At 75.6% G+C, this 12,570-nt stretch carries 7 protein-coding genes; all 7 read left to right on the top strand.

Going from position 1 to position 12,570, the window contains the following annotated elements; translation table 11 throughout:
* Positions 1-414 precede the first annotated feature (414 nt).
* The 7 genes from ACWD3O_RS14475 to fxsT (ACWD3O_RS14445) all read left to right on the top strand — a co-directional run bounded on the left by ACWD3O_RS14475 (position 415) and on the right by fxsT (ACWD3O_RS14445) (position 12,546).
* Positions 415-1,788 carry an aKG-HExxH-type peptide beta-hydroxylase gene (locus ACWD3O_RS14475; protein ID WP_451411353.1) on the top strand — a complete coding sequence of 458 codons (1,374 nt, stop codon included), beginning with the start codon at positions 415-417 and terminating at the stop codon, positions 1,786-1,788.
* 74 nt (positions 1,789-1,862) lie between these two features.
* Positions 1,863-4,826: an FxSxx-COOH system tetratricopeptide repeat protein gene (gene fxsT / locus ACWD3O_RS14470; RefSeq protein WP_451411352.1), complete on the top strand. Its 2,964-nt coding sequence runs from the start codon at positions 1,863-1,865 to the stop codon at positions 4,824-4,826.
* Between the two features lie 26 nt (positions 4,827-4,852).
* Entirely contained in the window at positions 4,853-5,320 is a 468-nt protein-coding gene (locus tag ACWD3O_RS14465) for a CU044_2847 family protein (protein WP_451411351.1), read from the top strand.
* The gene (locus ACWD3O_RS14460) at positions 5,317-6,276 is read left to right on the top strand and encodes an AAA family ATPase (protein ID WP_451411350.1); all 960 of its coding nucleotides are present in this window, start codon (positions 5,317-5,319) and stop codon (positions 6,274-6,276) included. Before ACWD3O_RS14465 ends, ACWD3O_RS14460 begins: the two co-directional genes overlap by 4 nt.
* Positions 6,277-6,278: 2 nt before the next feature.
* Positions 6,279-8,072 (top strand): hypothetical protein, encoded by a 1,794-nt coding sequence (locus ACWD3O_RS14455; protein ID WP_451411349.1) that lies wholly within the window; start codon positions 6,279-6,281, stop codon positions 8,070-8,072.
* Positions 8,069-9,325: a CHAT domain-containing protein gene (locus tag ACWD3O_RS14450; RefSeq protein ID WP_451411348.1), complete on the top strand. Its 1,257-nt coding sequence runs from the start codon at positions 8,069-8,071 to the stop codon at positions 9,323-9,325. Before ACWD3O_RS14455 ends, ACWD3O_RS14450 begins: the two co-directional genes overlap by 4 nt.
* Positions 9,322-12,546 carry an FxSxx-COOH system tetratricopeptide repeat protein gene (fxsT, locus tag ACWD3O_RS14445; RefSeq protein ID WP_451411347.1) on the top strand — a complete coding sequence of 1,075 codons (3,225 nt, stop codon included), beginning with the start codon at positions 9,322-9,324 and terminating at the stop codon, positions 12,544-12,546. Before ACWD3O_RS14450 ends, fxsT (ACWD3O_RS14445) begins: the two co-directional genes overlap by 4 nt.
* The last annotated feature ends 24 nt before the right edge of the window (positions 12,547-12,570 follow it).

The following is a 12,570-nucleotide window of genomic DNA, read 5'->3' as shown; positions in this document are numbered from 1 at the left end:
GCCGGCCCTGCCCGCGACCGCAACGCCCGCGCCGCACGCGCCTGCGCCGCCCGCGACCGCAACGCCCCCTGCTCAGCTGCCCGCGCCCGCGGCGCCTCCGACCACGAGGCCCGCCGCCGTGACGCCCGCGCCTGCGCCGCACGCGCCTGCGGCACCCGCGACCGCAACGCGCCCTGCTCAGCTGCCCGCGCCCGCGGCGCCTCCGGCCACGAGGCCCGGCGCCGTGACGCACGCGCCTGCGGCACCCGCGACCGCAACGCGCCCTGCTCAGCTGCCCGCGCCCGCGGCGCCTCCGGCCACGAGGCCCGGCGCCGTGACGCCCGCGCCTGCGGCACCCGCGCCTGTGCCGCCCGCGCCCTTCTTACCCCCGGCCGTCCCGCCGACGGCCGTCGAGCCCCCGGGAGGAGAATTACGATGACGCCCGCCCCCGCCGCGCGGCCCGCCGTCCCCGGTCACGTCATCGACCGGCTCGCCCGCACGGAGAGCGACGAGGAGACCCTCGACCTCCTCGTCCACGGCCAGCACACCCGCCGGCTCCTGCTGCTGCGCCTCCTCCTCGACACCGTCAGCGCCGACGCCCCGCCCGGGGACCGGGCCCGCTTCCTCGACCACTGGTCCCTCCTGGAGGCGGCCGAACTCCAAGACCCCACCGGTCGCGAGACCGTCCGCACCACCGTCCAGCACCCCCTCACCGGCCCGTGGATCCGGCAGGCCCTCGCCGACCTCCGCGCGCGCCGCCCGGCGGACGTGGACCGGCTCGGGGCGATGGCGGTGGCCGCCGGCTTACGGGCGGGGCTCACGTTCACCACCCGCCTGCACGCCGGCGAGGACGGGCTGCACCTCCCCACCCTGGGCACGCTGACCTGCCCGCGCGGCGCGGTGGAGATCCGCTCGGACGGCACCGTGCTCCGGCTGCGCCCGCAAGGCGCCGCCACCGAGGTGACGGTGTGCCCGCAGCCCGCGCACGGAGCCTGGGCCGCCCACTCGCTCTGGCGCTCCGTCGTCGCCCTGCCGCCGCTCGCACCCGGCAACCCGCCCGTCCCGCTGGACGACCAGGGGCCGTACCGGGACGCAGGGCAGCAGGACGCGGCCCCCCACCCGGCTCCGCCCACGCCGCCGGACGACACCGGACGCAAGCGCTGGTACGAGGTGTGGACCGGGGAGACGGCCGAACTGCTGGACCTCGGCCACCCGATGCGGCTGCGCGAGACGGCCCGCCTGCTGCGCTCGGTCGTTCCCCTCCTGCCTCCCCGGGACGCGGGCCCCGCGGGCTACTGCAGCGGGACCCGCCGGGGAGCCTTCGGGGCCGTCTACAGCAGCGTCCCGCCGACCACGGCCGGACTGGCCTCGATGCTGGTCCACGAACTGCAGCACGCCAAACTGAGCGCGCTCGCGGACCTCGTACCGCTGCACCACGCCGGGCCCGAGCCGCGCCACTTCGCCCCCTGGCGGCCGGACCCGCGCCCCTTCGACGGCCTCTGGCAGGGCATCTACAGCCATCTGGCGCTCGCCTTCTGGTGGCAGCACTGCGCCCTCGTTACGCCGGACGGCCCTGCCCGGGAACACGCATGGGCGGAGTACACCCGCTGCCGGGAGCAGACCGCGGCAGCCCTCCCCGACCTCGTCGGGTCCGAACAACTCACCTACGAGGGAAGGAGGTTGGCCGACGGTATGGTGGCCGCGCACCAGCGGCTCCAGGAGATCGACCCGCCTCCCGGCCACCTCGTCAGGGCGCGTTCGTACATCCAGACCGCGCGTGCCCTGTGGAGTCGTGCCAAAACGGTATAAGTGAGATGTTACGCGTGTGGTCGGGTGAGGTCCGCTCTAAAGTGGAGAGTCGAGGCTGAACGATGGGGGATCAGATGCCGGCAGCGGCGAAGGACGAAGTCGTCACCATCAGCTTCGCGGGCTTCAACCGCCCCTGGGCGGCCTGGATCGGCGACCGCCTCGAGCGGCGCGGTCTGCGCGTCGTCTACCAACGCTGGGACCCGGCGCCCGAGGAACCGCTCGAGGTCCTGCTGACCGACCTGGCGATGGCGCCGGGACGCGTGCTCATGGTGTGCAGCGACTGGTACTTCCAGATGGGTCCGCGCACCGTCGGCGAGTGGAACCAGGCGCTGCGCACCGTGCTGCGAAGCCACCCGGGACGCTTCCACGCCGTGACGGTCGCCGCCAACCCGCTCCCGGCGGCCACCGCCGCCCTGGCGCCGGTCGAACTGATCGGCCACGGCGAGCCGGAGGCCGAGCGGCGGCTCCTGGCCAGCCTCTCCCTCACGCACGTGGAGCCGCAGCCCGCCGGCCCGCGCTCGCCCCGCTTCCCCCGCAGCGTGCCCGACGTGTGGGGCGGCATCCGCCGACGCAACATCCGCTTCACCGGCCGCGAGCGCTTCCTCCACGACGCGTACCAGTTCTTCGGCCAGGCGGCTCCCGGCGCCGGCGTCCTCACCCTCCACGGCATGCCGGGGGTGGGCAAGACGCAGCTCGCGGCGGAGTACGTCTACCGCTTCGGTTCCGAGTACGACGTGGTGTGGTGGGTCGACGCCGGGTCGGTGCCCACCTACCGGCAGCAAGTCGCGCGCCTGGCCGGAGCGTTGGGGCTCTCCACCGGCCAGGGCTACGGCGAGCGGCTCCGCGCGGTCATGGAGGCCCTGCGGAAGGGCGAACCCTACGACCGCTGGCTGATCATCCTGGACGGCGCGGACGAGCCGGAAGGGCTCAGGAACCTGCTGCCCTCGGGGCCCGGGCACGTGCTCATCACCTCACGCAACACCGAGTGGTCGCACTACAACAGCGAACTCATGGAGGTCCCGGTCTACGACCGGGTGGAGTCCGTCTCCTTCATCCGCCGGCGGGCTCCCCGCCTGACCGACCACGACGCGGACCTGCTGGCCGACGCGCTCGGCGACCTGCCGCTCATCCTCGACCAGACGGCGGCCTGGCTCAGCGACTCGGAGATGTCCGTCCCCGAGTACATAGAGCTTCTGCGGGAAGGGATCGACGACGACGTCCTGCGGGTCTCCGACGACTCCCCGGTCGCCTTCCCCACGGCCTGGTCCCTGCTCATCAACAACCTCCGCGAGAAACTGCCGGAGTCCGTCGCGCTGCTGCGGCTGTGCACCTGCTTCGCGCCCGGGCACATCCCCGTCGGCCTCCTCCAGGGGCTCCGCCGCCAGGACGTCCCCGAACAGGTCCGCGGGCTGCTCACCGACCGGGTGCTGTGGAACCGGGCGCTGGCCCAGCTGCGCCAGTACTCGGTGGTCAGCCTCGAGGCGCCGGACCGGGACGACGGCGCCCGTGAGTCGGTCTACCTGCACCGGATGGTGCACGGCATCGTGCACCTCAACATGTCCGACGCGGACCACGAGGCGTTCTGCCAGGTCGCCCGCAAGGCCCTGGCCGCCGCCGACCCCCGACGCCCCGACGAGTCGTCCTCCTGGGCCCAGTACGCCACCATCACCCCTCACCTGGTGCAGTCGGACGCGCTGCGCAGCACGGCTCCCGAGGTGCAGGAACTCGTCCTCAACTGCCTCCGCTACCTGTACCGGTCGGGTGAGTACACCGAGGGCATCCAGCTGGCGGAGCGCACCCTCGAGGCGTGGCGCGACCTGCTCGGCCCCGAGCACGAGCGGATCTGGGACCTCAACCACCACTACACCAACCTGCTCCGTGGAGCGGGCGACTACGCGCGCACGGAGAAGCTGAACCGGCGCATCGTGGAACGCCTGCGCACCCAGCGGGGCAACGACGACCTCGACCACCTGCGGGCGGCCGGAGGCCTCGCGGCCGACCTGCGCGGGCTGGGGCGCTACCGGGAAGCCCTCGACGTGTCCGTCTGGGTGATGGAGGCCTACCGCAGGGTGCTCGGGGAGGACGAGTTCCTCACCGTCAGGGCGCTGCACAACGTGGCCATCAGCCAGCGCCTGCTCGGACGCTACGAGGACGCGCTGACCACGCACCGGGCGGCCACCGAGGCGTACCGCCGGATCCTCGACGGCCAGGACCTCAACGTCCTCTTCTCCGACACGCTCACGGCCGAGGTGCAGCGCTTCCTCGGGCGTTACGACGAGGCCGAGTCGCTGCAGAGGGACAACCTCCGTCAGTTCGTGCGGGCACGGGTGGAGGAGGACAACCCCTGGCGGCTGTCCGCGGAGCTGAACCTCGCCCTCGTCCGCTACCGCAACGGCCGTATCCGTGAGGCCGGTCAGGAGATCGCCTCCGTCGTCGAACGCGCCGAGCGGAAACTCGGTGAACGCCACCCGGACACCAGCCGGTTCCTCAACTCGCTGGCCGTCTACACCCGCGAGCACGGCGACATCGACGAGGCCCGCAGCCTCTCGGAGCGCGTGGTCCACGCCTACGAGACGCAGCTCGGTCCCGGTCACCCGTACAGCGCGGGTACGCGCAGCAACCTCGCCATCGTGCTGCGGAACCTGGGCGAGCGCCGTCAGGCGTACGACATGGCGGAGGAGGCCCTGGCCGCCATGACGTCCGCGGTCGGGGAACTGCACCCCTGGACGCTGGGCTGCGCCATCAACGCCAGCGCCCTGCGCAACTTCATCGGTGAGTACGAGCAGGCCGTGGACCTGTCCGAGGCCACCGTCACACGGGCCACCGAGGTCCTGGGCCGGACGCACCCCATGGCGCTGTCCGCCCGCGTCGCCTACGCCGACGACCTCCGCGGCATGCGCAAGTGGACCCGCGCGGCCAAGGAGGAGGAGGCCGCCGTCACCGACCTCGCCGAGACGCTCGGCCGCAGCCACCCGCACACCCTGTCCGCCCGCAACCAGAACCGGCCCTACTGGGACTTCGAACCGCAGATCACCTGACCGGCACCAGGACACGGGGGGATCCGATGCCCGACGACGACCAGATACGCATCCCGATCTTCGTGGACGACGAGGACGGCGCCCGCGGTGGCGCCGTCCCGCCCGGCGACGACGTCTTCTTCTCCGACGTCGGCACCCGCGGCGGACCGGGCGGCACGGCCCGCCGGGTCGGCGCGGTGGCGCGCGACAGTTACGGCCCCGCGCTGGAGGTCGCCGAGCAGGCCGTGCGGGAGGCCGCCGCACGGTTCCGCGCCCTCGGGAACGCGGTGCGGCCCGACGAGATCGAGATGCAGTTCGGCATCACGGTCAAGGGCGAGGGCACCGTCGGCATCGCCAAGGCCGGCGCCGAGTCCCAGATCCGCTTCACCTTCCGCTGGCACACCGCCGCCGTGCCGGTCATCCCGTCCCCGCGCCTCGACGAGCAGGTCACCCAGGTCGAGACGAGCCCCGGCGACGCGGCGGCGTCCGACGGGCAGCCGGAGCCGCAGTCTTGAGCCGGACCCACGAGGAACTCGCGGCGGGCATCCTCCCGTACGGCCGAGTCGTCGGCCAGGAACCCCTCAAACTGGCGCTGGAACTGGCCTACGTGGCACCGGCGGTGGGCGGGGTCCTGGTCAGCGGCCAGCGCGGCACCGCCAAGTCCACCCTGGTGCGCGCCTTCGCCACGATGGCGTACGGGACGCTCCCCGTCACCCTCCCCATCAACGCCACCGACGACCGGGTGCTGGGCGGCTGGGACATCGACGCGCTGATGAACAGCCGGGCCGGCAAGCGCGCCGGCCTGCTGGAGGAGGCAGGCCGGGCCGGGATGCTCTACATCGACGAGGTCAACCTGCTGGACGACCACATCGTCAACATCCTGCTCGATGTCGCCTCCACCGGCATCCTCTCCGTGCAGCGCGAGAGCCAGGACGTCCTGGCCCGCCTGTCGTTCGTCCTGCTGGGCACCATGAACCCGGAGGAGGGCTGGTTACGGCCCCAACTCCTGGACCGCTTCGGCCTGCTGGCGCCCGTCGCCCCGCTCGACGCCGAGCAGCGGCACCGCATGGTGACGACCGTCCTCCGCTTCGAGGAGGAACGCGCACGGCAGCAGGCGGGGGAGCCGTCCGCCTGGCTGGAGGAGGCGCGGGCCGAGGACCGGGAGCAGGCCGCGGCCCTCGCCGCCGCCCGCGAGGCCCTGCCCGCGGTACGGCTCCCCGAGGACCTGGTCCGCGCAACCACCGACGCCGCGATGCGGCTGGGCGCCCTGGGGCACCGGGGCGAGATCGCCGCCCTCACCGCCGCCAAGGCCCACGCCGCCCGCGACGGCGCCGACGAGGTCACCGCCCGCCACGTCCGCGAGGTCCTGCCGATGGCGCTGACCCACCGGCGGCCCGACGACGACCAGACCGGGGTCCGGGTCTGGTCCGAGCAGGACGAGGCGGTACTGGACGAACTGCTGGGAGCGTGACGGTGGCCGCCACGACGACCGTCGCCGCCGAGCGGCTGGAGCTGCTGCTCACCGCCCTCGCCTCCGAACCCGCGCTCGGCGGGGCCCTGGTGCTCGACGCCGACCCGGCGCTGGTCGAACCGCTGACCGCCTGGTTCGCGCGGCAGGTGGGAGGCCCGGACGGCCCCGCGCCGCGGCTGATCCTCGGCGCCGGTGCGCGCGACGAGGACATCTGGGCCGCACCCCGCCCCGACCCCCGGCCACCGCACCACTGGCGGCTCGGCCCGGGCCCCCTGGTCGCGGCGGAACTGGCGCCGGGGCCGGCCCCGGTGGTCGTGGTGCCCGACCTCGCGCGGCTCGGCGTGGCCGGGTTACGGGCCGCGCTGCAGATCGTCGGCGCCGAGGAGACCGTCGTGGAGCACGCCGGGGTCAGCCGCCGGTTCCGGCCGCGCTCCCGCTGGCTCGTCCTCTGCGAGACCGCGGCACTGACCACCGTGCCGCGGCACGTGCGGGAACGTTTCGCCCTGCGTGCCTCGGCCGTCGGCATCACCCCGGAGCAGGTGGCGGCCCTCGCCCGCCGGCCGCCCCGCGACGACGGCACCGCCCGGCCCTGTCCGGCCGTCACCGACGAGGCGGTGCGCCACCTGACCCGCCGTCTCGGGGCCGCCGTCACCCCGCGCAGGCTGCTCACCGCCGCCCGCCTCGCCCGGGTCCTGGCGCGGTTCGACGCCGCCGACCGCGCCGGACCGCCGCACGCGCGGCGCGCCGCGGACGCCATGGGCCTGCCCGGACTCCCCACGCCGGAGCGGCAGGACACGCCCGGCCCACGCCCCTACATGCCGCCCGCCCTGCCGCGCCGCACCCACCGGCCGCGGCAGCCCGGACCGGACGGCGACCGCCCGGCGACGGCCACCGCGCGGGTCCACCCGCCGTCGGAACTGCGCACCCTGCCGTCGGCGCCGCTGCCCCACTGGGAGCCCTACCCCGACACGGCCCCGGGCGGGGACACCGAGGCCCCCGACGGCGGCCCGTCCCGCCTGCGCCTCCCGCACGGCCGCTGCGCCGGCGCCGGCCGGCAGCCCGGCCGGGGACCGTCGACCGGCCTGCTCCAGGCCCGCTCGCTGCGGGACGTCTCCGTCGTCGGGACGGTGCTCCAGGCCGCGCGGTTCAGACCGCTGCGCTCCCCGCGGGGCGGGCCCCTGGTCGTCCGGCCGCAGGATCTGCGCGAACACCTCCGCCCACCGCTGCCCGACCGGCTGCTGGCCCTCCTGCTGGACCACACCGCACGGGAGGGGCCGGACTGGACGCCACACCTCGAACCGTTCCTGCGCTGGGCGTACACCCGCCGGGCCGAGCTGCTGGTGGTCGAGGTGGGGGCGGCGACCGCCGCCACCGAACTGCGGGCCGAGGCCCTCGGCCTGCGGGGCGTGCTGCACCCGGCACTGGCCCCCGTCCTGCGGCGCCGGCCCGGCCGCGCCACACCGCTGGCGCACGGCATGGCGCTCCTCGTCCGGCACCTGCGCCGCCACGCGGCCGCCGTCACCGAGGTCCTCGCCGTGGCGGCGACCGACGGACGGGCCAACGTGCCGCTCGCGGCGAGCCTCCGGAACCGCGCCCCCGACCGACCCGTGGGCTCCGAGGCCGTCCGGGACGCCCACGCGCAGGCCGCGCTGCTCGGAAGCCAGGACCCCACACGCTTCCGTCCCTTCGTGCTGGCCCCGCCCGGACACGGAGGGCGCACGCTGGTCCAGGACTTGGCCGACCGCATGGGCGCGGTGGTGCTCCCCGCGACCCGGGCCGAGGAGGCCGCCCCGTGACCCCGCGACCCGGATTCCCCGAACCCCCCGGAGGCCCGGGGCCGTTGGGCCGGGTGCGGCGGACGGCGCGCCGGACCGCCGCCCGCGCCGCGGCCCACCCCAGGGTCGCCCTGCCCCTGGCACGCATCCCGCTGGGCCGCCGGCTGCCCGAGGGGCTCGCCGTCCTGCGGGTCGCGGCGGAGCGGTTCGAGGACGGCGAGTCCTACCGGATCCTCGGACACTGCTGGTGCGCCGCGCACCGGCCGCTCAACCTCGGCCCGTCCGCCGACCGCCTCCTCGCCCCCGATGTGACGCTGTCGAAGGCGCGGGCGGGCGGCGAGCCGCCGTCGGAGCTGCTGCGCGCCATCGGCGGCTGGTCCGAACGCCATCCGGAACTGCTGGCCTGGCTCCGCGGCCTCCACGACGGCCGGCACCCCGTGCCCGCCCTGCTGGTCCGGGACGAGACCGGCGGGGACATGCCCTGGGAGCTGCTGTGGGTCACCGCGCCGCCGCGGGAGTCCCCGGCGCTGCTCGGCGCCCTGATGCCGGTGAGCCGCTGGATCGTCCGGGGACCGGAGACGCTGCCGGTGCGGCGCGACCCCGTCCCCGGCCGGGTGGTGGGCTATGTGCACGACGCGATGGCCGACGACATCGGCGCCTTCGAGTCGTTCGCCCCGCGGCTGCACCGCCGGATGCGGGACTTCCTGACCGACCTGGAGGACGCCGCCGCCCACACCGACCTGGTGTACATGGCCTGCCACGGGCACCACGGCGACCGCCTCAGCGGCCTGCGCCTCGGCACCCTCACCTGGCAGGAGCTCGACCGGCGTCCCCTGGCCGCCGTGGAGAAGCACCGCCCGGTCGTCTTCCTCAACGTCTGCGAGACCGGCCGCTTCCTCGACAACCGGGGACAGGGCGAACGCCGGCTGCGGGGCTTCGCCGAACTCTTCCTGCGCAAGGGCGCCGACGGCTGCATCGTGGCCGCCGGAGCCGTCGGGGACCGCGAGGCCCGCGTCCTCGTCCACGCCCTCATGGCCGACACCGCCCGCGGACCGGGTCGGCCGCTCGGCGGCTTCCTCCAGGACTTCCGCGCCCGGGCGGCCGCACGGATCGACCTGGACGACCTGCCGTTCCTGGCAGACGAGGACGACGAAAGCGACGTCGAGGGGCAGAGCCGCGTCCGCTCCGTGCTGTACGCCTTCATGTTCCACTACTACGGGCACCCCGACCGCGCCCTCGCCCTGACCGCGACCGGCCGGGAGGCCCCCGCATGACCGGCGACGACGACACCCTGCTCACCGTCCCCGTCGTGGCCTGGCCGGCGCGGGCGACACCCGGCAGCCGCCACATCGTCACCGTCGACCTCCGCGGCCCGCTCACCGGGGACGAGGTGTGGGACGACGAGGTGTGGGACGGCGAGGCGGTCGGCGGCGAGGCGGCGGACGACGAGGACGGCGGAGGGCTCGGGCCCTGGCCCTGGCCGGAGGAGGAACTCGGGTTCACCGTCGGACTCGACGGCGGATCCGCCTTCGCCTGCAAGGCGCTCGGCGAACCTCTGCTGCTCCTGCACCGGTTCGGGGGCACCTACGAGCCGGTGGAGTTCCTGGTGGTCGCCGCGGACACCGTCGGGCCCGCAGGGCTCTGGCTCACCCTGAACAACGAGCACGGCATGCCGGTGCACAGCGTCGACCTCCCGGTGGAGATCGTGGCGGACGGCGAGGAGGGGGAGCCCCGGGACGACGACAGCGCGCACGGCGAGCATGCGTGGCGGAGCACCCCGGAGGAAGCCCCGGGCCCGGAGACCGGTGCCGGGGCCGGGACGGGGACCGGGGCGGACGCGGAGGACCCCCCGGTCACCGTCGTCCACGCCGGCGTCGACAGCGCCTGGGCGCTCTGGGCGGCGGACGCGATCCGGCGCCGCGGAGGTGCGGCCCGGCTGCGCGCCGAGACCGTGCGGGGCGACCGGAGCCCGGCCGGACTGCTGGCCCGCCTGCGGGAGTCGGCCGCCGGGCCGGTCCTCCTGCTCCTCGGCCCCGCGTTCCTCACCCGGGGCGGTCACACCCTCCAGGCGTGGGAGGCGGCGCTCGCGGGGCAGGGCGCGGCGTTCCCCGACGGCCTCCACGTCGCCGCCGTGGACGACGGACCGCTGCCACGCCTCCCCGACGGGACCCGGCCGCTCCGCCTCGCCGCCGTCGACGGGGAACGGGCCGAGGAGGACCTGGCGCTACTGCTCGGACTCCCGCCCCGTCCGGCGGATCCGGGGCCGCTCGTGCGGCACCCCGGCCGGTCACCGGCGGGGCTGGACTCCCTGCCGCCGCGCAACGACGACTTCACCGGGCGCGACGTCCTGCTGGAGCGGATCCGGCGGCGGCTGGGACAGGGGACGCCGCTGGCGCTGGTCGGCATGGGCGGCGTGGGGAAGACCCAGCTGGCGGCGGAGTACGCGCACCGGTTCGCGTCGCAGTACGAGGTCGTCTGGTGGGTGAGCGGCGAGACCCCGGCCACCTACCGCTCCCAGCTCGCGTCCCTGCCGCTCGCCGCCGATCCGTCCGCGGAACCGGGGCGCGCCCAGGGGTTCCGCACCGTCCTGGACGCGCTGCGGCGCGGCGTCCGCTCGCCCTGGCTGGTCGTCGTGGACGGGGCGGACGCTCCGGCCGACCTCCGCGACCACCTGCCGTCCGGCCCCGGACACGTGCTGACGACCTCCCGCTCCGGGCTCTGGGAGAGCCACGACGCCCAGGTGCTCGAAGTGCCCGTGTACGACCGCGCGGAAGCCGTGGAATGGGCCCGCGCCCACGCCCCCGGTCTCAGCACGACCGAGGCCGAGGCGCTCGCGGAGGCGGTCGGCGACCTGCCCCTGGCGCTCACCCAGGCCACCGCCTGGCTGGCCAACTCCGGCCAGCCGGTGCGGCGTTACCTCGACCTGGTCGGAGCGTGGCCGGCGGACGGGGACCTGGGTGGCCCGGCCGGTTTCGCCGCCACCTGGACGGTCACCCTGCGGGAACTCGAGCGGGAGGCGCCCCTGTCGCTCGAACTCCTGCGCCTGTGCGCCCACTTCGCCCCGGGGCCGGTGCCCGTCGGCATGCTCGACGCCCTCGTCGGCGAGGACGTCCCACCCCGGCTGCGCGCCCTGTTGGCCTCGCGTGACGCCGTGCGGCGGGCGGTCGAACCACTGCTGCGGTACTCCCTCGTGAGCCGGGCGCCCGACCGGGGCACGGGCCTCGAACCCTGCCTGGGGGTGCACGGCCTCGTCCACGCCCAGGTCCGCGCCGGGACCCCGCACGGTCTCCGTGAGGACGGTGCCCGCCTGGTCCGCCGCGCCCTGGCCGCCTGCGATCCGGGCGCCCCGGCCGATGTGCGCGTCTGGCCCGTGTACGAGGAGATGGCCCGCCACCTGCCCCACTGCGGCGCCCTCACCGAGGTCGACGCGGCGCCGTCGGTGCTCGGGTGCCTGCGGCAGATGTACCTGGCCGCCGAGTACGACTACGGTCTCGAACTCGCCGAGACGGCCCGCGAGGCCTGGGTCGGGCGGGCGTCGGACGACGTCCTGCGCGAACTCGACCACCAGTACGCCAACTTCCTGCGGTCGGTCGGGGACTTCGCGCGCAGCATGACGGTCGGCGACGCCCTGGTGCGCCAGGAGAACACGGACACCGGGTACATCCGCGCGGCCGGCGGCTACGCGGCCGACCTGCGGGGGCTCGGCCGGTTCCAGGAGGCGCTGCGCTTCTGCGACCAGGTGCACGCCATCTGCCGGGCGCGCACCGGCGAGGGCAGCGACGGCCACCTGGCCACGTCGCTCAACAACCTCGCGGTGACCCTGCGGCTGCTGGGGCGCTGCCCGGAGGCCCTCGCCCTGGACGAGCGGGCGCTGGAACTGCGCCAGGGCGCGCTGGGCGGCGGCCACCCCTGGACGCTGTGGAGCGCCTACGAGATCGCCCTCGACCTGAGGCTGCTGGGCGAGGTCCGGCGCGCCCTCGCCCTCCAGGAGACCAACCTGGCGCTCACCGCGGATCTGCTGGGCCCCGACCGCGCCCAGACGCTCTCGGTGCGGCACAACTGGGCGCAGTGCCTCAGGGCGGTGGGCGAGACCGCCGCGGCGGGCGACGAGATCCGGCGGACGCTCGACGACGCGGCCCGGACGCTGGGGGACCGGAACCTGCTCTACCTCCAGATCGCGACCTCGGCGGCCATGTTCGAGTGCCGGCACGGAGACCCCGAACGCGGCCTGGACCTCGCCTCCGACACCTGGCGCGGGTACACCGCCTTCCTGGGCGGACGCCATCCGTTCACCCTGGGCGCCCGCGCCAACCTGGCCGCGGCGCTGGCCGCCCGGGACCCGCGGGAGGCGTCCCGGGCGGCCGCCGAGGCCCATGCGGGGCTGGCCGCGGCGCTGGGGGGCCGCCACCCCTGGACCACGGGAAGCGGCAGGCTTCGCGAGGCCCTGCGGCTCGGGCGGGAGCCGGAGTGGGAGTTCGAGGCCCTCGTGCTCTGACCGCGCCCTCGTGCTCCGACCGCA

Source organism: Streptomyces sp. NPDC002640 (genome assembly GCF_053592575.1).
This window is presented reverse-complemented; position numbering and strand designations above follow the sequence as displayed.

Coding starts and splice junctions, on each gene's coding strand:
- ACWD3O_RS14475 (WP_451411353.1), top strand. CDS start 415: ATGACGCCCGCCCCCGCCGCGCGGCCCGCCGTCCCCGGTCACGTCATC.
- fxsT (WP_451411352.1), top strand. CDS start 1,863: ATGCCGGCAGCGGCGAAGGACGAAGTCGTCACCATCAGCTTCGCGGGC.
- ACWD3O_RS14465 (WP_451411351.1), top strand. CDS start 4,853: ATGCCCGACGACGACCAGATACGCATCCCGATCTTCGTGGACGACGAG.
- fxsT (WP_451411347.1), top strand. CDS start 9,322: ATGACCGGCGACGACGACACCCTGCTCACCGTCCCCGTCGTGGCCTGG.